Annotated in this window: 23 protein-coding genes; 19 read left to right on the top strand and 4 right to left on the bottom strand. The window is 69.4% G+C overall.

The window, feature by feature from the left end; translation table 11 throughout:
- Positions 1-85: 85 nt before the first annotated feature.
- Genes aroC through aroQ form a run of 4 tightly spaced genes read left to right on the top strand, consistent with a single transcriptional unit; the run spans position 86 to position 3,520 of the window.
- Positions 86-1,300, top strand: coding sequence for a chorismate synthase (aroC, locus tag G6N49_RS11535; protein ID WP_011559750.1), 1,215 nt, complete (start codon positions 86-88; stop codon positions 1,298-1,300).
- Positions 1,300-2,007, top strand: coding sequence for a shikimate kinase (locus G6N49_RS11530; RefSeq protein WP_011559751.1), 708 nt, complete (start codon positions 1,300-1,302; stop codon positions 2,005-2,007). Before aroC ends, G6N49_RS11530 begins: the two co-directional genes overlap by 1 nt.
- Positions 2,004-3,086, top strand: a complete 1,083-nt coding sequence (gene aroB, locus G6N49_RS11525) for a 3-dehydroquinate synthase (RefSeq protein ID WP_011559752.1) — start codon at positions 2,004-2,006, stop codon at positions 3,084-3,086. Before G6N49_RS11530 ends, aroB begins: the two co-directional genes overlap by 4 nt.
- Positions 3,083-3,520 carry a type II 3-dehydroquinate dehydratase gene (gene aroQ / locus G6N49_RS11520; RefSeq protein ID WP_011855537.1) on the top strand — a complete coding sequence of 146 codons (438 nt, stop codon included), beginning with the start codon at positions 3,083-3,085 and terminating at the stop codon, positions 3,518-3,520. Before aroB ends, aroQ begins: the two co-directional genes overlap by 4 nt.
- 7 nt (positions 3,521-3,527) lie before the next feature.
- Here the strand turns inward: aroQ and G6N49_RS11515 are convergent, their stop codons facing one another.
- Positions 3,528-4,085: a B-4DMT family transporter gene (locus tag G6N49_RS11515; RefSeq protein ID WP_011855538.1), complete on the bottom strand. Its 558-nt coding sequence runs from the start codon at positions 4,083-4,085 to the stop codon at positions 3,528-3,530.
- Between the two features lie 33 nt (positions 4,086-4,118).
- On the opposite strand from G6N49_RS11515, the gene G6N49_RS11510 reads away from it, so the two are divergent.
- From G6N49_RS11510 to nusB, 3 genes are read left to right on the top strand one after another with little or no spacing between them, the layout of a single operon-like run.
- On the top strand, positions 4,119-5,240 hold the full coding sequence (locus tag G6N49_RS11510; protein ID WP_011768216.1) for a M24 family metallopeptidase: 1,122 nt from the start codon (positions 4,119-4,121) through the stop codon (positions 5,238-5,240).
- A gap of 27 nt (positions 5,241-5,267) precedes the next feature.
- A complete protein-coding gene (efp, locus tag G6N49_RS11505; protein ID WP_011559756.1) occupies positions 5,268-5,831 on the top strand; it encodes an elongation factor P in 564 nt (187 codons plus the stop codon).
- Between the two features lie 2 nt (positions 5,832-5,833).
- Positions 5,834-6,322: a transcription antitermination factor NusB gene (nusB, locus tag G6N49_RS11500; RefSeq protein ID WP_011559757.1), complete on the top strand. Its 489-nt coding sequence runs from the start codon at positions 5,834-5,836 to the stop codon at positions 6,320-6,322.
- 13 nt (positions 6,323-6,335) lie between these two features.
- On the opposite strand, the gene G6N49_RS11495 is transcribed toward nusB, so the two are convergent.
- Entirely contained in the window at positions 6,336-7,538 is a 1,203-nt protein-coding gene (locus G6N49_RS11495; protein ID WP_083045127.1) for an FAD-dependent monooxygenase, read from the bottom strand.
- A gap of 35 nt (positions 7,539-7,573) precedes the next feature.
- Positions 7,574-8,779 carry a serine hydrolase domain-containing protein gene (locus G6N49_RS11490; protein WP_011855540.1) on the bottom strand — a complete coding sequence of 402 codons (1,206 nt, stop codon included), beginning with the start codon at positions 8,777-8,779 and terminating at the stop codon, positions 7,574-7,576.
- A 113-nt stretch (positions 8,780-8,892) separates the two neighbouring features.
- On the opposite strand from G6N49_RS11490, the gene pyrR reads away from it, so the two are divergent.
- From pyrR to metK, 12 genes are all read left to right on the top strand, one after another.
- Positions 8,893-9,468, top strand: coding sequence for a bifunctional pyr operon transcriptional regulator/uracil phosphoribosyltransferase PyrR (gene pyrR / locus G6N49_RS11485; protein WP_011559760.1), 576 nt, complete (start codon positions 8,893-8,895; stop codon positions 9,466-9,468).
- A 34-nt stretch (positions 9,469-9,502) separates the two neighbouring features.
- Positions 9,503-10,453, top strand: coding sequence for an aspartate carbamoyltransferase catalytic subunit (locus G6N49_RS11480; protein ID WP_011855541.1), 951 nt, complete (start codon positions 9,503-9,505; stop codon positions 10,451-10,453).
- Complete coding sequence (locus G6N49_RS11475) at positions 10,450-11,745, top strand: dihydroorotase (protein ID WP_083045128.1); 1,296 nt, start codon at positions 10,450-10,452, stop codon at positions 11,743-11,745. The genes G6N49_RS11480 and G6N49_RS11475 overlap by 4 nt, the downstream gene beginning before the upstream one ends.
- Complete coding sequence (locus tag G6N49_RS11470) at positions 11,742-12,242, top strand: PH-like domain-containing protein (RefSeq protein ID WP_011855543.1); 501 nt, start codon at positions 11,742-11,744, stop codon at positions 12,240-12,242. The genes G6N49_RS11475 and G6N49_RS11470 overlap by 4 nt, the downstream gene beginning before the upstream one ends.
- Positions 12,239-13,402 (top strand): glutamine-hydrolyzing carbamoyl-phosphate synthase small subunit, encoded by a 1,164-nt coding sequence (gene carA, locus G6N49_RS11465; protein WP_011855544.1) that lies wholly within the window; start codon positions 12,239-12,241, stop codon positions 13,400-13,402. The genes G6N49_RS11470 and carA overlap by 4 nt, the downstream gene beginning before the upstream one ends.
- Positions 13,402-16,740, top strand: a complete 3,339-nt coding sequence (carB, locus tag G6N49_RS11460) for a carbamoyl-phosphate synthase large subunit (protein WP_011559765.1) — start codon at positions 13,402-13,404, stop codon at positions 16,738-16,740. Before carA ends, carB begins: the two co-directional genes overlap by 1 nt.
- The gene (pyrF, locus tag G6N49_RS11455) at positions 16,737-17,561 is read left to right on the top strand and encodes an orotidine-5'-phosphate decarboxylase (RefSeq protein WP_179967833.1); all 825 of its coding nucleotides are present in this window, start codon (positions 16,737-16,739) and stop codon (positions 17,559-17,561) included. The genes carB and pyrF overlap by 4 nt, the downstream gene beginning before the upstream one ends.
- 460 nt (positions 17,562-18,021) lie before the next feature.
- On the top strand, positions 18,022-18,339 hold the full coding sequence (mihF, locus tag G6N49_RS11450; protein ID WP_003889986.1) for an integration host factor, actinobacterial type: 318 nt from the start codon (positions 18,022-18,024) through the stop codon (positions 18,337-18,339).
- Positions 18,340-18,349: 10 nt separating this feature from the next.
- Positions 18,350-18,946: a guanylate kinase gene (gene gmk, locus G6N49_RS11445; protein ID WP_011855546.1), complete on the top strand. Its 597-nt coding sequence runs from the start codon at positions 18,350-18,352 to the stop codon at positions 18,944-18,946.
- A 58-nt stretch (positions 18,947-19,004) separates the two neighbouring features.
- On the top strand, positions 19,005-19,328 hold the full coding sequence (gene rpoZ / locus G6N49_RS11440; protein ID WP_011559768.1) for a DNA-directed RNA polymerase subunit omega: 324 nt from the start codon (positions 19,005-19,007) through the stop codon (positions 19,326-19,328).
- Between the two features lie 15 nt (positions 19,329-19,343).
- Entirely contained in the window at positions 19,344-20,594 is a 1,251-nt protein-coding gene (gene coaBC, locus G6N49_RS11435; RefSeq protein ID WP_011855547.1) for a bifunctional phosphopantothenoylcysteine decarboxylase/phosphopantothenate--cysteine ligase CoaBC, read from the top strand.
- 141 nt (positions 20,595-20,735) lie between these two features.
- A complete protein-coding gene (gene metK, locus G6N49_RS11430) occupies positions 20,736-21,944 on the top strand; it encodes a methionine adenosyltransferase (RefSeq protein WP_011559770.1) in 1,209 nt (402 codons plus the stop codon).
- On the opposite strand, the gene G6N49_RS11425 is transcribed toward metK, so the two are convergent.
- Positions 21,928-23,424, bottom strand: a complete 1,497-nt coding sequence (locus G6N49_RS11425; protein WP_083045129.1) for a flavin-containing monooxygenase — start codon at positions 23,422-23,424, stop codon at positions 21,928-21,930. The genes metK and G6N49_RS11425 overlap by 17 nt on opposite strands.
- Positions 23,425-23,479: the final 55 nt, after the last annotated feature.

Raw genomic sequence — 23,479 nt, 5'->3', positions numbered from 1 at the left:
GACCCACAACCGGCCCGGTGCGCACGATGTTCCGAGCAGGTTGGCGGATTTAGCCGTGAGCAGCGGGCATGGGAAGATGGGACGCGTGTTGCGTTGGACCACTGCCGGTGAATCCCATGGCCGCGCGCTCGTGGCTGTGCTCGAGGGCATGGTCGCGGGCGTCTCGCTGACGACCGAGGACATCGGCGCTCAGCTCAGGCGCAGGCGGCTCGGCTACGGCCGCGGCGCCCGCATGAAGTTCGAGCAGGACGAGATCACGATGCTCGGCGGCGTCCGCCACGGCGTCACGCTCGGTGGTCCGATCGCGATCCAGATCGGCAACACGGAGTGGCCCAAGTGGGAGACCGTGATGGCCGCCGACCCGGTCGACCCCGCCGAACTCGCCGAGATCGCGCGCAACGCGCCGCTGACCCGGCCGCGGCCCGGTCACGCCGACTACGCCGGCATGCTCAAGTACGGGTTCGACGACGCCCGCCCGGTGCTCGAACGGGCCAGCGCCCGCGAGACCGCCGCGCGCGTCGCCGCGGGCACCGTCGCGCGGGCGTTCCTGCGTCAGGCGCTCGGCGTCGAGGTGGTCTCGCACGTCATCTCCATCGGCGCATCCACCCCCTACGACGGTCCGCCGCCGCAGCCGGCCGACCTGACCGCGATCGACGACAGCCCGGTGCGGGCCTTCGACGAGGCGGCCGAGAAGTCGATGATCGCCGAGATCGAGGCGGCCAAACGCGACGGTGACACGCTCGGCGGCGTCGTCGAGGTCGTGGTGTCCGGACTGCCGGTCGGGCTCGGCTCGTTCACCAGCGGCGACAACCGCCTCGACAGTCAACTGGCCGCCGCGGTGATGGGCATCCAGGCCATCAAGGGCGTCGAGATCGGTGACGGGTTCGAAACCGCACGGCGGCGGGGCAGCGTCGCGCACGACGAGATCTATCCCGGACCCGACGGCGTCGTGCGGTCGACCAACCGCGCCGGCGGCCTCGAGGGCGGCATGACCAACGGTCAACCGCTGCGGGTCCGTGCCGCCATGAAACCCATCTCCACGGTCCCGCGCGCTCTGGCCACCGTCGACATGACCACCGGTGACGAGGCCGTCGCGATCCATCAGCGCTCCGACGTCTGCGCGGTACCCGCCGCAGGCGTCGTCGTCGAGACGATGGTGGCGCTGGTGCTGGCGCGGGCGGCCCTGCAGAAGTTCGGGGGCGACTCCCTGACCGAGACCAGGACCAACGTGGAGTCCTATCTGCGGGCCGTCGCCGCACGCGAACCGGCCACCGCGCAGCGGGCGCAGGCGTCGGGCTGATGGCGCCGCGGGCAGTACTGGTCGGCCTGCCCGGGTCGGGCAAGTCGACCATCGGCCGTCGCCTCGCCAAGGCGCTGGGGCTGACGCTGCTCGACACCGACGCCGCGATCGAGGAGACCACCGGGCGCACGATCGCCGACATCTTCGCCACCGACGGTGAGCAGGAGTTCCGGCGTATCGAGGAGGAGGTCATCCGCTCGGCGCTGCAGACCCACGACGGTGTGCTCTCGCTCGGCGGCGGGGCCGTCACCACCCCGGGTGTGCGCGATGCGCTGGCCGGGCACACCGTGATCTACCTGGAGATCAGCGCCGCCGAAGGGGTGCGCCGCACCGGCGGCAGCACCGTCCGTCCGCTGCTCGCCGGACCCGACCGCGCCGAGAAGTACAAGGCCCTGATGGACGCCCGCGTCCCGCTGTACCGGCGGGTGGCCACCATGCGGGTGAACACCAACCGGCGTAATCCCGGCGCCGTGGTCCGCCACATCGTCGCCCGGCTCGAGAAGTCCGCTCCGCGGGCCGAGGCGGCCACCCCCGCGCCGCCCACGCCGAACCGGCCGCGGCGCCGTCGTCGCCCACCGTGGCGGCGTGACGCCGCGAAGGACCAGCAGGAGTCCGACGGCCCGCCGACGCCCGCGATCATGGCCGCCCGCGCGGCGGAGCGGGCATCGGATCCCCATCGCGATACGACCCTGGAGAAGAACACGTGAGCGAGCCGGTCACCGTCGACGTACTGGTCGACCCGCCCTACCCGGTGATCATCGGCACCGGACTGCTCGGCGAACTCGGCCGGCTGCTCGAGGGTAGGCACAAGGTGGCCATCCTGCATCAGCCGACGCTCTCGGTGACCGCCGAAGCGGTGCGAAGCCACTTGGCCGACAAGGGAATCGATGCCCACCGCATCGAGATCCCGGACGCCGAAGCCGGTAAGGACCTGCCGGTGGTGGGGTTCATCTGGGAGGTGCTCGGCCGGATCGGGGTGGGGCGCAAGGACGCGATCGTCAGCCTCGGCGGGGGAGCGGCCACCGACGTCGCCGGATTCGCCGCGGCGACCTGGTTGCGCGGTGTCGACATCGTGCACGTCCCGACCACGCTGCTCGGGATGGTCGACGCGGCGGTCGGCGGTAAGACCGGCATCAACACCGACGCGGGTAAGAACCTCGTCGGCGCCTTCCATCAGCCCGCCGCCGTGCTGATCGACCTCGCGACCCTGGAGACGTTGCCGCGCAACGAGATCGTCGCCGGTATGGCCGAGGTCGTCAAAGCCGGGTTCATCGCCGATCCGCACATCCTCGACCTCATCGAGGCCGATCCGGAAGCCGCCCTCGACCCGTCCAAAGATGTTCTGCCGGAACTGATCCGACGTGCGGTCGCGGTCAAGGCGGAGGTGGTCGCGGCCGACGAGAAGGAATCCGCGCTGCGCGAGATCCTCAACTACGGGCACACGCTGGCCCACGCGATCGAACGCCGCGAGCGCTACCAGTGGCGCCACGGCGCGGCGGTGTCGGTCGGCCTGGTGTTCGCCGCCGAACTCGGCCGCCTGGCGGGCCGACTCGACGACCAGACGGCCGACCGGCACCGGTCGGTGCTGGAAGCGCTGGGGCTGCCGGTGAGCTATGACCCCGACGCGCTGCCGAAACTCCTGGAGTACATGGCGGGCGACAAGAAGACCCGCTCGGGTGTGCTGCGGTTCGTGGTGCTCGACGGGCTGGCCAAACCCGGCCGGCTCGAAGGCCCCGACCCGTCGCTGCTCGCCGCGGCCTACTCGGTGGTGGGAGGGACCCGATGAGCGCCACGTCGACGGTCAACGTGATCAACGGCCCGAACCTGGGTCGGCTGGGTCGTCGCGAACCCGCCGTCTACGGCAGCACCACCCACGCCGACCTGGTGGCGATGATCGAGCGGGAGGCCGCCGACCTGGGGCTGAAAGTCTCTGTGCGCCAGAGCGACAGCGAAGCCGAACTGATCGGCTGGATCCACGCCGCCGCCGACGCCGGGGAACCGGTCGTGCTCAACGCGGGGGCGCTGACCCACACCTCGATCGCGCTGCGCGACGCATGCGCGGGGCTGAGCGCACCGCTGATCGAGGTGCACATCTCCAACGTGCATCGCCGCGAGGAGTTCCGGCACCACTCGTACCTGAGTGGGGTCGCGACCGGCGTGATCGTCGGCCTGGGCGTGCAGGGCTACGTGCTGGCCCTGCGCTACCTCGCAGCCGGTTAGGCCCGCGCTAGGCGCGCTGCTGCTCTGTGGTCGGGGAATCGTCGTGGCCGTCGCGACCGTCCTGGCCGCCCGGACGGACCGCGGCGAACACGTCGGTGTCGGCGCGGTCGTCGTCCTCACCGTGCCGCTTGCGCGGCTCGTCGGGCGTCTTGCGGTCGACCAGCCAGCGGCCCAGCGCCACGCCGATGAGCGCGAGCACGAACGTCAGCAGCGCGGTGAACGCCGCGAACGTGGTGAGTTCGTTGAGCAGCGCCTCGACGTAGAGGTTCTTGTAGAACACCCCGATCAGCCACGCGACGAACCCGCTGACGATTCCGGCGAACAGACCGGTCAGCAGCCACGTCATCGCCAGATCCGAGCGGCGGTCCGGATCGGGGTTCTGGCGCGCGTCCCGTCGACCGTCGACGAATCCCCACGCGAAGGCCACGAGGGCGTACACCGACACGAGAACGATGCTGATCGTCGCCGCCCTGGTTTCCCACGTGTTGATCATCGCTCCCTGCAGCAATCGGACGATCACCATCAGGGCTGCGAACACCAGTCCGCGCAGTAACCACTTGCTCATGGCGCAACAGCGTAGCGAGTACCGTCAGCGGCTGTGACTCTTTCCCAGCGTAGAGACCGCCTGCGCGAGCGGCTGGCCGCCGCCGAACTGGATGCGATGCTGGTCACAGACCTGGTGAACGTCCGATACCTGTCCGGATTCACCGGTTCGAACGCCGCGCTGCTCATCCGCGTGTCCCACACCACCCCGATCCTCGCCACCGACGGCCGGTACCGAACCCAGGCCGCCAGACAGTCACCCGACTCCGAGGTCGTCATCGAGCGGGCGTGCGCCCCGTACCTCGCGGGCCGCGCCGCGGGTGAAGGTCTGCGCCGCCTCGGCTTCGAGAGCCACGTGGTCACCGTCGACGGCCACCGCGGCCTGCTCAAGGCCGTCGGTGACACCGAACTCGTCCGCGCCCCCGGCATGGTGGAGGCGCTGCGCGAAGTCAAGGACGCCGGTGAGATCGCGATGCTGCGGCTCGCCTGCGAGGCCGCGGACGCCGCGCTGCACGATCTCATCGCCGGCGGCGGTCTGCGCCCCGGCCGCACCGAGAAGCAGGTGCGGCGGGACCTGGAGGCGCTGATGCTCGACCACGGCGCCGACGGCCCGTCGTTCGAGACCATCGTCGCGACCGGACCCAACTCGGCGATCCCGCACCACCGGCCCACCGACGCGGTGCTGGCGACCGGCGACTTCGTCAAGATCGACTTCGGCGCGTTGGTGAGCGGCTACCACTCGGACATGACCCGGACGTTCGTCCTGGGCCGGGCCGGCAAGATCGAGGACTGGCAGCGCGATCTCTACGACCTGGTCGCCACCGCGCAGCGGGCCGGCACCGACGCGCTGACCGCGGGTGTCACGCTGTCCGATGTGGACGCCGCATCGCGGCAGGTCATCGCGGACGCCGGGTATGCCGAACGCTTCGGCCACGGCCTCGGGCACGGCGTGGGACTGCAGATCCACGAAGCGCCGGGAATCAACGCGGCCGCCGCCGGTACACTGCTTGCTGGCTCCGTGGTGACCGTGGAGCCCGGTGTCTATCTGCCCGACCGCGGCGGTGTCCGCATCGAGGACACGCTCGTCGTCGGCCTCGAAGCGGATCCGCGAACGGGTACGGGATCAGACGCCCCCGACTTGCTGACCCGGTTCCCCAAGGAACTGGCCATCCTCTGACAAAGAGAGCTAGGAGATTCACCCAACGTGGCATCGACCGCCGACTTCAAGAACGGGCTCGTCCTGCAGATCGACGGCCAACTGTGGCAGATCGTCGAGTTCCAGCACGTCAAGCCGGGCAAGGGCCCGGCCTTCGTGCGTACGAAGCTCAAGAACGTGGTCTCGGGCAAGGTCGTCGACAAGACCTACAACGCGGGCGTGAAGGTGGAGACCGCCACCGTCGACCGGCGTGACGCGACCTACCTGTACCGCGACGGCTCCGACTTCGTATTCATGGACTCCGAGGACTACGAGCAGCACCCGCTGCCCGAATCGCTCGTCGGCCGCGCCGCGGACTTCCTGCTCGAGAGCATGCCCGTGCAGATCGCCTTCCACGACGGCGTCCCGCTGTACCTGGAACTGCCGGTGACCGTCGAACTGCTGGTGGCCTCCACCGAGCCGGGCCTGCAGGGCGACCGCTCCAGTGCGGGCACCAAGCCGGCGACGATGGAGACCGGCGCCGAGATCCAGGTGCCCCTGTTCATCAATACCGGCGACAAGCTCAAGGTCGATTCGCGCGACGGCAGTTACCTCGGCCGCGTCAATGCCTGACCATGTCTGACCGCAGGCCCGACCGGGGCCGCCACCAGGCGCGCAAACGCGCGGTCGACCTGCTGTTCGAGGCGGAAGCGCGCGGACTGACCGCCGCCGAGGTGGCCACGTCCCGCAACAAGCTGGCCGGAACCCAGCCCGATGTGACCGCGCTGAACCCGTACACCGTCACCGTCGCGCGCGGGGTCACCGACCACCGCGACCACATCGACGACCTGATCTCGGCGCACCTGCAGGGCTGGACGCTCGATCGGCTGCCCGCCGTCGACCGCGCGATCCTGCGGGTCGCGGTGTGGGAACTGCTGCACGCCGAGGACGTCCCCGAACCGGTCGCGGTCGACGAGGCGGTCGAACTGGCCAAGCAGCTGTCCACCGACGATTCACCCGGATTCGTCAACGGCGTGCTCGGACAGGTGATGCTCGTGACGCCCCAGATCCGGGCGGCGTCGCAGGCGGTACGCGAATCCGCGCAGGGGCCGTCGGAAGGCTGAACCGAGAGGGCCCTCAGTCCGGCAGCGTGATCGCGTCGGCGGTGCGGAACCACAGGCGCGAGGCGATGGGGCGCAGCGGCCAGCGCTGCATCCACTTCATCGCGGTGGCGTTGTCGGAGATCTCCTTCTCCGTCATCGGGGCATACCGGTCGAGGGTGTTGTTCAGTTTCTGGCAGCGGTCCACATAGGGACGCATCTCCACGTCGTACCTGCGGAACGCCGAGCGGAGTCGGTCGACGGTCAAATCGGTTCCCGCCGAGCCCAATTCGCGGGCCAACAGATACCCGCCGACGAGTGCGAGGCTGGTGCCCATCCCCGAGAGCGGGGACGCGCAGTACCCGGCGTCGCCGACGAGGGTGACCCGGTCCGACGACCAGGTCACCATCTTCACCTGCGTGAACGAGTCGAAGTAGAAGTCCTCGGCCCGCTCGGCCGCCTCGATCAGGGCGTCGCACTGCCAGCCCACGCCGGTGAAGCGCTCCCGCAGGATCTTCCGCTGTTCGCCCAGGTCACGACGGTCGTAGACGATCGGTTCGGAGCGGAACGACAGGCTGGCCTTGACGGTCGACGGATCGTGTGACGGTCGCATCGACGCGTTGAGCCCGCCCGGCGCCTGGAACATCAGGTACCAGCCGTCGAGGCCGACGGTGTCCGGCGCCGAGAACCACGCGTTGTAACCCCCCAGTGGCGTGACGAACCGCTCCTCGGGCCCGAACACCAAGCGGCGCACTGCCGAATGCGGTCCGTCGGCGCCGACGACGAGGTCCGCGCGCATCTCACCGCCGTCCGCGAACGTCACGTCGACACCCGCATCGTGTTCGGCCAGGGTTTCGATCCTGGTGCCGAACCGGTATTCGCAGACGTCCTTGGTCGCCCCGTACAGGACGTCGACGAGGTCGCCGCGCAGGATCTCGAGTTTCGACACCGGGCCGTTGCCGTCGAAGGCGGTCACCGGCATCTCGGCGCGCCGACTGCCGTCGGACCGCACCCAGGCGATACCCCGCTGGAACAGCGCCCGGCGCTCCATCTGCTCGAGCAGACCCATCCGCGCCACCACGTCGGCGCCGGCACCGCGCAGGTCGACGGTCTGCCCTCCCGGCCGGATGTCCGCGGCGGTCTCGACCACCACGACGCGATACCCGTTGCGGGTCAACCAGAATGCGAGTGCGGGGCCGGCTATCCCGGCGCCGCTGACGAGGACGGTCGGCGCAGACATGGCGACAGGCTAACCGTGACTGCGGCGCCGTGCCTTCATATGCCGAGCGCCGAGTACGTGCGTCGCACGAACTTCGGTTGCACCGACTGCAGTTTCATCAACGAGGTGTTGCCCGCGACCGCCGCGGCGGCGTCGGCGCCGAAGTCGGGCAGGTTCTGGATCAGGTAGATGAGGATCAGATCGTTGGTCGGATCGGCCTGCCACCACGTGCCGTAGGCACCCGGCCAGCTGAACGTGCCCAGGCCGCCCGGCCCGAACAGCTGACGCGATTTGGCGGGGTCGGTGACCACGGACAGGTTCAACCCGAAACCCCGCCCGAGCCAGAACGGCATCCCCAGGAACGGGTGCCGCTTCTGGTCGGCGGTCAGCCGGTCGGTGCGCATCGATTGCACGGACGCCTCGGAGAGCACCCGCACCCCGTCCACCTCGCCTCCGGCGAGCAGCATGCGGGCGAACCGCAGATAGTCGTCGGCAGTGGAGAACAGATTCGCCCCGCCCATGCAGAACGGTGGCGGCGTGGTGGCCGGCGGGCCCATCGCATCGTGGCTGAGCGTGTCGTCGCTGGTGAGCTTGTACATCGTCGCGACCCGGCCGCGGTTGCGCGGCGCCACGTAGAACGCCGTGTCCGCCATCCCCAACGGGCCGAGGACACGTTCGGTGAGCACCTCCTGCAGCGACTTGCCCTCGATGCGTTCGAGCAGGACGCCCAGCACATCGGTGGAGTTGCTGTAGGTCATGCGCTCACCCGGCTGGTGTTCGAGCGGCAGTGCGGCGATCTCCGCGAGCCATGCATCCGGGTTCTGCTTGGCCGAGATCCGGCCGTAGGCGCGCGCCAGCGGCCCGCTGACCGAGAAGAAGTAGGCCAGCCCGCTGCGGTGGGTCATCAAATCGTCGACCGTGATCGCCCTGCGCGCGGGGTGGGTGCGGTCCAGCGGACCGCCCGGGGTGTCGAGCACCTGCATGTCGGCCAGCTCCGGCAGCCACGTGGTGACCGGATCGCTGAGCGTGAACCGGCCCTCGTCGACCAGGCTCATGGCCGCCGCCACGGTGAGCGGTTTGGTCATCGACGCGATGCGGAAGATCGTGTCGCGTTGCATCGGCAGCCGCGCGCCGATGTCGCGGTGGCCGAGTTCGTTCACCTGCACCACCCGCCCCGCCTGCCAGACGAGCGTGACGGCGCCGGACAACAGCCCGGCGTCGACAGCCTCACGGATGGACGCCTGGTTGCCGTCGAGATTCACGCTGCCCAGGCTAGCCAGGACCGGGAGGATGCCGCTGCGGTGGTAGGCTTCCCGCAGTTTGACATCCTTTAACGATCCGTCCGGCGAGGCGGAGAAGGAGGTCTGGATCGCGCGTGGGCAGTCCTGACAACCCCGACCGGGAATTGATGACCGCGGCGGATGTGACCCGCACCATTTCCCGTATCGCGCATCAGATCATCGAGAAGACCGCACTCGACGGTCCCGACGCACCGCGGGTGGTGCTCCTCGGCATCCCGACCCGCGGGGTCACCCTGGCGGCCCGGCTGGCCGAGAGGATCGAGACGTTCTCCGGTGTGACGGTCCCGCACGGCGGTCTCGACATCACGCTCTACCGCGACGACCTCGACACCAAGCCGCCCCGGCCGCTGGAGGACACCTCGATCCCCACCGGCGGCATCGACCACGCGCTGGTGATCCTCGTCGACGACGTGCTCTACACCGGGCGTTCGGTGCGTGCCGCTCTCGATGCGCTGCGCGACATCGGCCGCCCGAACGTGGTGCAACTCGCGGTGCTCGTCGACCGCGGCCACCGCGAGTTGCCGCTGCGCGCCGACTATGTCGGCAAGAACGTGCCGACGTCGCGCAGTGAGAACGTCAAGGTGCGGCTGGCCGAGACCGACGAGGTCGAGGGCATCTGGATCGCACCGCACGGAGGGCCCCAGCGATGAGCGCCTGCGCGAAGAGCAGAAAGGTTCAGCGCTAGTGACCCGACATCTGTTGACCGCGGCCGACCTGAGCCGCGACGAGGCCACCGCGATCCTCGACGACGCCGACCGGTTCAGCCAGGCGCTGCTCGGCCGCGAGGTCAAGAAGCTGCCGACGCTGCGCGGGCGCACGGTGATCACGATGTTCTACGAGAACAGCACCCGCACCCGGGTCTCGTTCGAGGTCGCGGGCAAGTGGATGAGTGCCGACGTGATCAACGTCAGCGCGTCCGGTTCCTCGGTGGCCAAGGGGGAGTCGTTGCGCGACACCGCGCTCACGTTGCGCGCCGCGGGCGCCGACGCGCTGATCATCCGGCATCCCGCGTCCGGCGCCGCCCAGCAACTCGCGGAGTGGACGGCCGCCGAGGCGGGCGCCCCCAGCGTGATCAACGCCGGCGACGGCACCCACGAACACCCCACCCAGGCGTTGCTCGACGCGCTGACCCTGCGCCAGCGGCTCGGCGGCATCGAGGGCAGGCGGGTGGTGATCGTCGGCGACGTACTGCACAGCCGCGTGGCCCGATCCAACGTGCTGCTCCTGCACACCCTGGGCGCGGAGGTGGTGCTGGTGGCGCCGCCGACCCTGCTCCCGGTGGGTGTGCGCCAGTGGCCGGTGACGGTGTCGCACGACCTGGACGCCGAACTGCCCGCCGCCGACGCGGTGCTCATGCTGCGGGTGCAGGCCGAGCGGATGAACGGCGGGTTCTTCCCGTCGGCGCGCGAGTACTCAGTGCGCTACGGCCTGTCCGACAAGCGTCAGGCGTTGCTGCCCGATTCCGCGGTGGTGCTGCACCCGGGGCCGATGCTGCGCGGTATGGAGATCTCCTCGTCGGTGGCCGACTCGTCGCAATCGGCTGTGCTGCAACAGGTTTCCAATGGTGTGCACGTCCGGATGGCGGTGCTCTTCCATCTGCTCGTCGGCGCGGAACAGGAGGCGATCAGCGCATGAGTCTGCTGATCCGGGGTGTGCGTCCCTACGGTGAGGGCGATCCGGTCGACGTGCTCGTCGAGGACGGTCAGATCGCCGAGATCGGGGAGCGGCTCAGCGCGCCGGAAGGCGCAGACGCGGTCGATGCCCACGGCCAGATTTTGCTGCCGGGGTTCGTCGACCTGCACACCCATCTGCGCGAGCCCGGCCGCGAGTACGCCGAGGACATCGAAACGGGTTCTGCCGCAGCCGCTCTCGGCGGGTACACCGCTGTCTTTGCGATGGCCAATACCACCCCGGTGGCCGACAGCCCGGTGGTCACCGACCACGTGTGGCACCGCGGACAGCAGGTCGGGCTGGTGGACGTCCATCCGGTCGGCGCCGTCACGATGGGCTTGCAGGGCAAACAGCTCACCGAGATGGGCATGATGGCCGCGGGTGTCGGCCAGGTGCGGATGTTCTCCGACGACGGTGTCTGCGTCGACGATCCGCTCATCATGCGGCGGGCGCTCGAATACGCCTCCGGTCTGGGTGTGCTCATCGCCCAGCACGCCGAGGAGCCCCGGCTCACCGTCGGCGCCGTCGCGCACGAGGGACCCAACGCGGCCCGGCTCGGGCTGGCCGGCTGGCCGCGCGCCGCCGAGGAGTCCATCGTCATCCGGGACGCGCTGCTGGCACGCGACGCCGGTGCGCGCGTGCACATCTGCCACGCGTCGACCGCCGGCACCGTCGAGCTTCTGCGGTGGGCCAAGGAACAGGGCATCGCGATCACGGCCGAGGTCACCCCGCACCACCTGCTGCTCGACGACAGCCGCTTGGCGACCTATGACGGGCGCAACCGGGTCAATCCGCCGCTGCGTGAGGCCGGTGACGCCGAGGCTCTGCGCCGTGCGCTGGCCGACGGGGTGATCGACTGTGTGGCCACCGACCACGCCCCGCACGCCGAACACGAGAAGATGTGCGAATTCGCCGCAGCCCGGCCCGGAATGCTGGGGTTGCAGACGGCGCTGTCGGTGGTGGTGCGGACCATGGTCGAACCCGGCCTGCTGAGCTGGCGCGACGTCGCGCGGGTGATGAGCGAGGCCCCGGCCCGCATCGTCGGCCTACCCGATCAGGGCCGTCCGATCGAGGTCGGGGAGCCGGCCAACCTGACCGTCGTCGATCCCGACGCCACCTGGACCGTCAGCGGCTCCGCGCTGGCCAGCCGCTCCGACAACACGCCGTTCCAGGAGATGACGTTGCCCGCCACGGTCACGCTGACCATGTTGCGCGGCAAGGTGACCGCCCGCGACGGGAAGAGTCCGAGCCTGTGAACACCGGGACCCTCGTCACGTCGCTCGTCCTGGCGGCCGTCATCGTCGTGGCGATCGGGCTGCTGATCCGGGCCATGATGCGCGGGTGGCACAGCCGCGCCCAACGGCAGGTCAAGTTGATCGGTAAACTGCCGCCGCTGCCGGATACGGTGAGCCAGGCCGTCATCCCCCCGATGAAGGGCCTCTACGTCGGCTGCACGCTGGCGCCGAACTGGCACGACCGGATCGTCGTGGGTGATCTCGGTTACCGCACCAAGGCGGTGCTGACCCGGTTCCCCGAGGGGATCATGGTGCAGCGCAGTGGCGCCCACTCGATCTGGATCCCCGCGGAATCGGTGACCGCGATCCGCACGGAGCGCGGCATGGTCGGCAAAGCCCTCACCCACGACGGCATCCTGGCCATCCGATGGCGCCTCCCGTCGGGTACCGAGATCGACACCGGATTCCGCGGCGACGACCGCACCAAGTACGACCGCTGGCTGGAGGAAGTAGCGTGAGCAACACGAGCGAGACGCGAAGCGGATCGCGCATCGATGGGGCCGTGGCCCTTCTCGTCCTGGAGGACGGGCGGGTCTTCACCGGGGTGCCCTACGGCGCCGTCGGGCAGACACTCGGTGAGGCGGTGTTCTCGACCGGGATGTCGGGATACCAGGAGACTCTCACCGACCCCAGTTACTACGGCCAGATCGTGGTCGCGACCGCACCGCAGATCGGCAACACGGGCTGGAACCACGAAGACGCCGAGAGCCGCGACGACAGGATCTGGGTAGCCGGCTACGCCGTCCGCGACCCGTCGCCGCGCGCCTCGAACTGGCGCGCCACCGGCACCCTCGACGAGGAACTGGTCCGCCAGGGCGTCGTCGGCATCGCCGGTATCGACACCCGCGCGCTGGTGCGCCATCTGCGCACCCGCGGCGCCATGAAGGCGGGCATCTTCAGCGGCGACGAGTCCGCCGCACCGATGTCGGAACTGCTCGAACGCGTCCGCAGCCAACCGGGCATGCTCGGCGCGAGCCTGGCGGACAAGGTCAGCACCGACGATGTCTACATCGTGGAACCCGAGGGGGCCCACCGGTTCACCGTCGCGGCGATCGACCTCGGCATCAAGACCAACACCCCGCGCAACTTCGCGCGGCGCGGCATCCGCAGCCATGTGCTGCCCGCCCGGGCCACCTTCGAGCAGATCGCCGACCTCAAACCCGACGGGGTGTTCCTGTCCAACGGGCCGGGCGATCCGGCGGTGGCCGACCATGTCGTCGAGGTCACCCGGGAGGTGCTGGGCGCCGGCATCCCGCTGTTCGGCATCTGCTTCGGCAACCAGATCCTCGGCCGGGCTCTGGGCCGGGGCACCTACAAGATGGTGTTCGGTCACCGCGGCATCAACGTGCCGGTGATGGACCACGCAACCGGTCGCGTCGCGATCACCGCGCAGAACCACGGTTTCGCGCTCGAAGGCGAAGCGGGTGAACGTTTCGACACCCCGTTCGGGGCGGCCGTCGTCAGCCACACCTGCGCCAACGACGGGGTCGTCGAAGGCGTCAAACTCGTCAACGGGCGGGCCTTCTCGGTGCAGTACCACCCGGAGGCCGCGGCCGGCCCGCACGATGCGAACTATCTGTTCGACCAGTTCGTCGACCAGATGTCGGAGGAGAAGTAATGCCACGTCGGACAGACCTGCGCCACGTCCTGGTGATCGGCTCCGGGCCGATCCTGATCGGACAGGCCGCCGAATTCGACTACTCCGGGACCCAGGCCTGCCGCGTGCTGCGCGCCGAAGGCCTCACGGTCACACTGATCAACTCCAACCCGGCGACGATCATGACCGACCCGGAGTACGCCGACTACACCTACGTCGAACCCATCACCCCGGACTTCGTCGAACGGGTGATCGCCCAGCAGGCCGAACGCGGTAACAAGATCGATGCGCTGCTGGCCACCCTCGGCGGGCAGACCGCGCTCAACACCGCGGTCGCGCTGTCGGAGAACGGAGTGCTCGAACGCTACGACGTCGAGTTGATCGGCGCCGACTTCGACGCGATCCAGCGTGGCGAGGACCGGCAGCGGTTCAAGGACATCGTCACCAAAGTGGGTGGGGAGTCAGCGAAGTCGAGAGTCTGTTTCACGATGGAGGAGGTCCGCGAGACCGTCGGGGAACTGGGCTTGCCCGTCGTCGTGCGGCCGTCGTTCACGATGGGCGGTCTGGGCTCCGGCATGGCGTACTCGGCCGAGGACGTCGAGCGGATGGCGGGCCACGGCCTGGCCTCGTCGCCGAGCGCCAATGTGCTGATCGAGGAATCGATCTTCGGCTGGAAGGAATACGAACTCGAGTTGATGCGCGACCGCCACGACAACGTGGTGGTGGTGTGCTCGATCGAGAACTTCGACCCGATGGGCGTGCACACCGGCGATTCGGTGACCGTCGCCCCGGCGATGACGCTGACCGACCGCGAATACCAGACCATGCGCGACCTCGGCATCGCGATCCTGCGGGAGGTCGGTGTCGCGACCGGCGGATGCAACATCCAGTTCGCGGTGAACCCGAAAGACGGCCGGCTCATCGTCATCGAGATGAACCCGCGGGTGTCGCGGTCGAGTGCGCTGGCGTCGAAGGCCACCGGCTTCCCGATCGCCAAGATCGCGGCGAAGCTGGCGATCGGCTACACCCTCGACGAGATCCTCAACGACATCACCAAGGAGACCCCGGCCTGCTTCGAGCCGACGCTGGACTACGTCGTGGTCAAGGCGCCGCGGTTCGCGTTCGAGAAGTTCCCCGGCGCCGACGCCACCCTGACCACGACGATGAAATCGGTCGGCGAGGCGATGTCGTTGGGCCGCAACTTCATCGAGGCGCTCGGCAAGGTGATGCGTTCTCTGGAGACCGGCCGTGCCGGCTTCTGGACCGCACCGGACCCGATCGCCACCGTCGACGAGGTGCTGGAGAACCTGCGCACCCCGACCGATGGGCGGCTCTACGACATCGAGTTCGCGCTGCGGCTCGGGGCGTCGGTCGAGCAGGTCGCGGAGGCCTCCGGTGTCGACCCGTGGTTCGTCGACCAGATCGCCGGGCTGGTGGCGCTGCGCACCGAACTCCTCGACGCCCCGGTCCTCGACGGCACGCTGCTGCGCCGGGCCAAGAACAGCGGGCTGTCCGACCGCCAGATCGCCGCGCTGCGCCCGGAACTCGCCGGCGAGGTCGGGGTGCGGGCACTGCGTCAGCGCCTGGGCATCCACCCGGTGTTCAAGACCGTCGACACCTGCGCCGCGGAGTTCGAGGCCAAGACGCCCTACCACTACAGCAGCTACGAACTCGACCCCGCGGCCGAGTCGGAGGTGGCGCCGCAGGCCGAGCGGCCCAAGGTGCTGATTCTCGGCTCCGGGCCCAACCGGATCGGGCAGGGCATCGAATTCGACTACAGCTGTGTGCATGCCGCGACCACGCTGAGCGAGGCCGGGTTCGAGACGGTGATGATCAACTGCAACCCGGAGACGGTCTCCACCGACTACGACACCGCCGACCGGTTGTACTTCGAGCCGTTGACCTTCGAGGACGTCCTCGAGATCTACTACGCCGAATCAGCCTCCGGCGCAGGCGGACCCGGCGTGGCCGGGGTGATCGTGCAACTCGGCGGCCAGACGCCGCTGGGCCTGGCCGAACGGCTCGAGCAGGCCGGTGTCCCGATCGTCGGCACCAGCCCCAAGGCCATCGACCTGGCCGAGGACCGCGGCGCATTCGGTGAGGTGCTGCGCACCGCCGGGCTGCCCGCACCGCGTTTCGGCCTGGCCACCACGTTCGACCAGGCCCGCCGCATCGCTGCCGACATCGGCTACCCCGTGCTGGTGCGGCCGTCCTACGTGCTGGGCGGCCGGGGTATGGAGATCGTCTACGACGAGCAGACCCTGGAGGGTTACATCACCCGGGCCACCCAGCTCTCACCGGAACACCCGGTGCTGGTCGACCGGTTCCTCGAGGATGCGATCGAGATCGACGTCGACGCCCTCTGCGACGGCACCGAGGTCTACATCGGGGGCATCATGGAGCACATCGAGGAGGCCGGCATCCACTCCGGCGACTCGGCGTGTGCGCTGCCCCCGGTGACGTTGGGCCGCAGCGACATCGAGTCGGTGCGGCGCGCGACCGAGGCGATCGCCCACGGCGTCGGCGTGGTCGGGCTGCTCAACGTGCAGTACGCGCTCAAGGACGACGTGCTCTACGTCCTGGAGGCCAACCCGCGGGCCAGCCGCACGGTGCCGTTCGTATCCAAAGCCACGGCAGTGCCACTCGCCAAGGCGTGCGCGCGGATCATGCTCGGCGCCAGCATCGCCCAGTTGCGCGAGGAGGGCGTCCTGGCCGCGACCGGCGACGGTGCGACCACTGCGCGCAATGCGCCCGTCGCGGTGAAGGAAGCGGTGCTGCCGTTCCACCGGTTCCGCAAGGCCGACGGCGCCCAGATCGATTCGCTGCTCGGCCCGGAGATGAAGTCGACCGGTGAGGTGATGGGCATCGACCACGACTTCGGCAGCGCGTTCGCCAAGAGCCAGACCGCGGCCTACGGTTCGCTGCCGTCGGAGGGCACCGTGTTCGTGTCGGTGGCCAACCGCGACAAGCGGTCGCTGGTCTTCCCGGTCAAACGGCTCGCCGACCTCGGGTTCAAGGTGCTCGCCACCGAGGGCACCGCGGAGATGCTGCGCCGCAACGGGATTCCGTGCGACGAGGTGCGCAAGCATTTCGAGGAACCGGGTGCTGGCAGGCCCGCGCGTTCGGCCGTCGAGGCCATCCGCGCCGGTGATGTCGCGATGGTGATCAACACGCCCTACGGCAACTCCGGTCCGCGCATCGACGGGTACGAGATCCGGTCGGCCGCGGTGTCGATGAACATCCCGTGCATCACCACCGTGCAGGGCGCGTCGGCGGCCGTGCAGGGCATCGAAGCCAGCCTGCGCGGCGACATCGGGGTGATGAGCCTGCAGGAGTTGCACAGCGAGCTGGGAAACTGACGGTGTTCGGGCAGCGGCTCGCCGAGGCGGTCGCGAGCCGCGGACCGCTGTGCCCGGGTATCGACCCGCATCCGGAACTGCTGACCTCGTGGGGGCTGTCCGTCGACGCCGACGGCCTGGGCCGGTTCTGTGAGATCTGCGTCGAGGCGTTCGCCGGATTCGCGATCGTCAAACCCCAGGTGGCGTTCTTCGAGGCGTACGGCTCGGCGGGGTTCGCGGTGCTCGAACGCACGATCGCCGAACTGCGCGCGCGCGGCGTCCTGGTGCTGGCCGACGCCAAACGCGGCGACATCGGCTCCACGATGGCGGCCTACGCCCAGGCGTGGGCGGGGGAGTCGCCGCTGGCCGCCGACGCGGTGACCGCATCGCCGTATCTGGGCTTCGGCTCGCTTCAGCCGCTCCTCGACACCGCCGCCGCACACGGGCGGGGCGTGTTCGTGCTCGCCGCCACGTCGAATCCGGAGGGGGCGAGCGTGCAGCGCGCCCGGGTCGACGGCCGCACGGTCGCGCAGTCCATCGTCGACGCCGCCGCCGCGGTGAACCGTGAAGCCGGGGGTCCGGGGTCGGTCGGAGTGGTCGTCGGCGCCACCGTCACCGAACCGCCCGATGTGAGCGCACTCGGTGGCCCTGTGCTGGTGCCCGGTGTCGGCGCCCAGGGCGGCCGTCCGGAGGCTCTCGGCGGTCTCGGAGGCGCCCGTCCCGGCCAGCTGCTGCCGACGGTGTCACGTGAGGTGCTGCGCGCCGGGCCGGACGTGGACGCGTTGCGCGGCGCCGCCGAGCGGATGCGCGACGACGTGGCGTACCTCGCGCACCGAGTGTGAACCCACGGCGAGAAAACGGCCCGAACAGCGCCGTGGCTTCACACTCGGTGCCCTGGATACCCAGTCGGTTGAGCGCGGGCTGCGCGGCGGTGGCGTCCGCGCAAGGCGTCCCCGACACGCCCGACACGCCGTGACCAGCGAAAATTTAAGTTTGCGGCCTACCCCCGCCGAACCCTCTACCTGCACTTCAGACCCAGCCGGGACGGTTCGTGGGCACATTTCGGCCGCAAAACCCCTGTTGGACAGGCAAATCGGCCGTTGCGGCCGGCGTGCAGCCCGCGCGACGCGCCGACGCTCCGCAGCGTCGCGCACCACTACACGCTGGGCTTTTGATCGAGAAACGCGGGGGTGGGGTTAGCTTTCGTCGGGCTGCGTGGGTACGGTCGTCGTCGCTGGCTGGTTCTACCAGCCGAGACAGAAAAAGATGGCCGAGAGAAATCGCCAGAGACGGAGGAACCCCGTGGCCCTTCCCCAGTTGACCGACGAACAGCGCGCGGCAGCGTTGGAGAAGGCTGCTGCCGCACGTCGAGCGCGTGCCGAGCTCAAAGATCGGCTGAAGCGCGGCGGCACCAACCTCAAGCAGGTGCTCAAGGATGCCGAGACCGACGAGGTCTTGGGCAAGATGAAGGTCTCCGCGCTGCTGGAGGCATTGCCGAAGGTCGGCAAGGTCAAGGCGCAGGAGATCATGACCGAACTCGAGATCGCCCCGACCCGCCGGCTGCGCGGTCTCGGCGACCGCCAGCGCAAGGCTCTGCTCGAGAAGTTCGATCAGTCCTAGGGCGCACACGTTGAACACCGGCCGAGGGGTCGGACGGGTCGTTGTCCTGTCCGGCCCCTCCGCTGTCGGGAAGTCCACCGTGGTGCGGTGCCTGCGCGAGCGCATTCCCGACCTGTACTTCAGCGTCTCAGCCACCACGCGGGCCCCGCGTCCGGGCGAGGTGGACGGGGTCGATTACTCCTTCGTCACCCCCGAGGCGTTTCAGCAGCTCATCGACGACGGCGCCCTGTTGGAGTGGGCCGAGATCCACGGCGGCCTGCACCGCTCCGGCACCCCGGCCCGGCCGGTCCGCGAGGCCACCGCGGCGGGTCGGCCGGTGCTGATCGAGGTCGATCTGGCCGGCGCCCGGGCGGTCAAACAAGCCATGCCCGAGGCCCTCTCGGTGTTCCTCGCCCCGCCGAGCTGGGAGGTGCTGGAACGCCGGTTGGTGGGTCGCGGCACCGAAACGCCGGACGTGATGAGCCGACGGCTGGACACTGCGCGCACCGAGTTGGCCGCGCAGAGCGACTTCGATGTGGTCGTCGTGAACAGCCAGTTGGAATCTGCCTGCTCAGAATTGGTATCCTTGCTGGTGGGCCACACGTCGGCCGGCACGAATCCGGCCTGATCCGCCCCAAGCAGAGGTGAACCTCTCACCTTCCGCACATCGCCAGGAGATTTTTTACGTGAGCACCCCGCACGCCGACGCGCAGTTGACCGCCGTGGACGACCTGACCATCGACGCGGCCGCCGCCGGCGCCTACGACACGCCGCTGGGCATTACCAATCCGCCCATCGACGAGTTGCTGGATCGGGCGTCGAGCAAGTACGCGCTGGTGATCTACGCCGCCAAGCGCGCCCGCCAGATCAACGACTACTACAACCAGCTCGGTGACGGCATCCTCGAGTACGTCGGCCCGCTGGTCGAGCCCGGCCTGCAGGAGAAGCCGCTGTCGATCGCCCTGCGCGAGATCCACGAGGACCTGCTCGAGCACACCGAGGGCGAGTAGCTCAGGGCGTCCGGAGTGGACCGCAAGCGGATCATCGTCGGCGTCGCCGGAGGCATCGCCGCCTACAAGGCGTGCACGCTGGTCCGTCAGCTGACCGAAGCCGGACACGACGTCCGCGTGCTGCCCACCGAGTCGGCGCTGCGCTTCGTCGGCGCCGCGACGTTCGAGGCCCTGTCCGGCCACCCCGTCCACACCGGGGTCTGGGATGACGTCCACGAGGTGCCGCACGTGCGCATCGGGCAGGACGCCGATCTGGTGGTCGTAGCGCCGGCCACCGCCGACCTGCTGGCCCGTGCGGTCGCCGGCCGCGCCGACGATCTGCTGACCGCCACGCTGCTGACCGCCCGGTGCCCGGTGCTGTTCGCCCCGGCGATGCACACCGAGATGTGGTTCCACCCCGCGACCGTGGACAACGTCGCGACCTTGCGCCGCCGTGGCGCGGTCGTCCTCGAACCCGCCTCCGGGCGGCTCACCGGCGCCGACAGCGGTGCCGGCCGGCTGCCCGAGGCCGAGGAGATCGCCACCCTGGCCCAACTGCTGCTGGTGCGCGGTGACGCGCTGCCCTACGACCTGGCCGGGGTGAAGGCCCTGGTGACCGCCGGCGGCACCCGCGAACCGATCGACCCCGTCCGGTTCATCGGCAACCGCAGTTCCGGTAAGCAGGGCTACGCGATGGCGCGGGTGTTGGCCCAGCGCGGCGCCGACGTCACGTTGATCGCCGGGAACACCGCGGGTCTGGTCGACCCGGCCGGTGTCGAGGTGGTGCACATCGGGTCCGCGGCCCAACTGCGCGATGCGGTGTCCAAACACGCCCCCGCCGCGCACGTGCTGGTGATGGCGGCCGCGGTCGCCGACTTCCGGCCCGTCCACGCCGCGACCAGCAAGATCAAGAAGTCCAGCGATCCCGGCGAGGACGCGCCGACGATCGACCTGACCCGCACCGACGACATCCTCGCCGGGGCGGTCCGGGCGCGCGCCGACGGACAGCTGCCCAACATGCGGGCGATCGTGGGTTTCGCCGCCGAGACCGGCGACGCGAACGGTGACGTGCTGTTCCACGCCCGCGCCAAGTTCAAGCGCAAGGGCTCGGACCTTCTGGTCGTCAACGCGGTGGGCGATAACCGCGCGTTCGAGGTCGACAACAACGACGGTTGGCTGCTGGCCGCCGACGGAACCGAGACCGCGCTGGAGCACGGTTCGAAAACTCTGATGGCCAGCCGTATCGTGGACGCGATCGTCGCCTTTCTGCAGAACAGCAACGGGTGACCGGCGGGGGATTCGGCTGCATCAAAGGGTTGCGCGGGGCTCGGGTACACGCTTGGGTGCAACTGGGCACCGATACGATTTGACGGGCTAATCAAACATGCGGAAGTTCAGTACAAGTCTCAATACGAGTGAGGATCAGACGTGAGTAAAGGTCGGCTGTTTACCAGTGAGTCGGTCACCGAAGGGCACCCCGACAAGATCTGTGACGCCATCAGCGACTCGGTCCTCGACTCGCTGCTCGCGCAGGATCCCCGGTCGCGTGTCGCGGTCGAGACCCTCGTCACCACCGGCCAGGTGCACGTCGTCGGCGAGGTGACCACCTCGGCGAAAGAGGCGTTCGCCGATATCACCAACACCGTGCGCCACCGCATCCTCGAGGTCGGCTACGACTCGTCGGACAAGGGTTTCGACGGCACCACCTGCGGTGTGAACATCGGTATCGGCGCGCAGTCGCCGGATATCGCCCAGGGTGTCGACACCGCCCACGAGACCCGCGTCGAGGGCGCCGGTGACCCGCTGGACCTGCAGGGCGCCGGAGATCAGGGCCTGATGTTCGGCTACGCCATCAAGGACACCCCCGAGCTGATGCCGCTGCCGATCGCGCTGGCCCACCGGCTGGCCCGCCGGCTGACCGAGGTGCGCAAGAACGGCGTGCTCGACTACCTCCGGCCCGACGGTAAGACCCAGGTCACCGTGCAGTACGACGGCGTGACGCCGGTGCGGTTGGACACCGTCGTGCTGTCCACACAGCACGCCGAGGGCATCGACCTCGAGGGCACCCTCACCCCGGACATCCGGGAGAAGGTCGTCAACACCGTGCTGTCGGATCTGAACCACGACAGCATGGACACCTCCGACTTCCGGCTGCTGGTCAACCCGACCGGCAAGTTCGTGCTCGGCGGCCCGATGGGTGACGCCGGCCTGACCGGCCGCAAGATCATCGTCGACACCTACGGCGGCTGGGCCCGCCACGGCGGCGGCGCGTTCTCCGGCAAGGATCCGTCCAAGGTGGACCGTTCGGCCGCGTACGCGATGCGCTGGGTGGCCAAGAACGTCGTCGCGGCAGGCCTCGCGGACCGCGTCGAGGTCCAGGTCGCCTACGCGATCGGCAAGGCCGCCCCGGTCGGGCTGTTCGTCGAGACCTTCGGCACCGAGACCGTCGACCCGGCGAAGATCGAGAAGGCCATCACCGAGGTGTTCGACCTGCGCCCCGGCGCGATCGTGCGCGACCTCGACCTGCTGCGCCCGATCTACGCGCCGACCGCCGCGTACGGCCACTTCGGCCGCACCGACATCGACCTGCCGTGGGAGCGGACCGACAAGGCCGACGCGCTCAAGACCGCCGTCTGACGACGATGCGGGGCGAGTACTCGTAGTCGTCGAGAGGAAACCGCCGGCTGCGCCAGTACGCCTCGAGCGTGCTGGCCGGCCGTAGCGGCACGTCGCCGTTGCGGTCGAAGTAGTAGCTGCGCGCGTCGCGGCAGCTGTCCTGCCAGAAGATCTGGCGGTGCCGCTTGCGCATCATCTCGTCGAAGTACCGGTCGTTGGCCGCCCGGCTCACCTCGACCCGGTCGGCCGACTGCTGCCGCGCCTCCCGCAGACACCGCACGATGTGGCGGGTCTGGGTCTCGATGAGGGCGAAGTACGACGAGCCGACATATCCGTACGGGCCGCTCACCGAGAACAGGTTCGGGAACCCCGGCACGCTGACGCCCTCGTAGGCCTGCAGCCGGTTGGTCTCCCAGAACTCCGCAAGCGACCGGCCGCCGGAACCGTGGATCGCGAAGGTCTGCGCGTCGGTGTCGGCCACCTTGAAGCCGGTGGCCAGGATCAGCACGTCGACGTCGTGGCTCTGCCCGTCAGTGGTGCAGACCCCGGACCCGGTGATCTTGTCGATCGGCTCGGTGATCAACCGGACGTTGCTGCGGTTGAACGTGGCCAGATACGTGTTGTGGAAGCCGGGGCGTTTGCAGCCCACCGCGTAGCGCGGCGTCAGCTTGTCCCGGGTCGCCGGGTCGTCGACCTGCTTGCGCAGATAGGACCTGCCCATCGTGTCCATCCGCTTGGCCAGCGGGTTGATGGTGAAGTACTGCGCGGCCAGCGGGAACGTGAACTCGACGTAGGCCTGACTCAGCAACCGCTGCACGGCTTTTCCGCCCGGCAGCCGCATCGCGCCGCGCAGCGCCCGCGGCAGCGGCACGTCGAACTTCGGGAAGCACCAGATCGGTGTGCGCTGGAAGACGTCGAGGCGCTCGACGAGCGGGGCGATCTCGGGGATCACCTGCACCGCGGACGCCCCGGTGCCGATGACCGCCACCCGCTTACCGCGCAGGTCCACTCCGGCGTCCCAGCGGGCGGTGTGCATGGTGGTTCCGGCGAAGGAGTCGACGCCCGGGATGTCGGGCATGTTCGGCACGGTCAGCACACCGGTCGCGTTGATCAGGAACCGTGAGGTCAGTTCGTCACCGGAGTCCAGGCGCAGCCGCCACTCGTCGGCGCCTTCGTCGAACGTCGCGCCGAGCACTTCGGTGCCGAACCGGATCCGGTCCCGCAGGCCGTACTTGTCGACACAGTGTTCGGCGTAGGCCCGTAGTTCGTGGCCCGGCGCGTACGTGCGCGACCAGTCCGGGCTCTGCTCGAAGGAGAACTGGTAGGAGAACGACGGGATGTCGACGGCGATGCCCGGGTAGGTGTTCCAGTACCAGGTGCCGCCGGGTGCGTCTCCGGCCTCGACGATGCGGTAGTCGGCGAAACCCGCCTTGTCCAGTGCGATCGCCGCGCCGATCCCGGCGAAACCGGCGCCGACGATGAGGGTGTGGTGGTCGGGCATCGTGCCGCCTTCCGTCGCGGGCCTCGCCTGCCGTTCTAGCCGACGCCGCGGCGAT

The organism is Mycolicibacterium monacense (assembly GCF_010731575.1).
GTDB lineage: Bacteria > Actinomycetota > Actinomycetes > Mycobacteriales > Mycobacteriaceae > Mycobacterium > Mycobacterium monacense.
The sequence above is the reverse complement of the archived record's forward strand: the minus strand, read 5'-3'. Positions and strand labels throughout refer to the sequence as shown.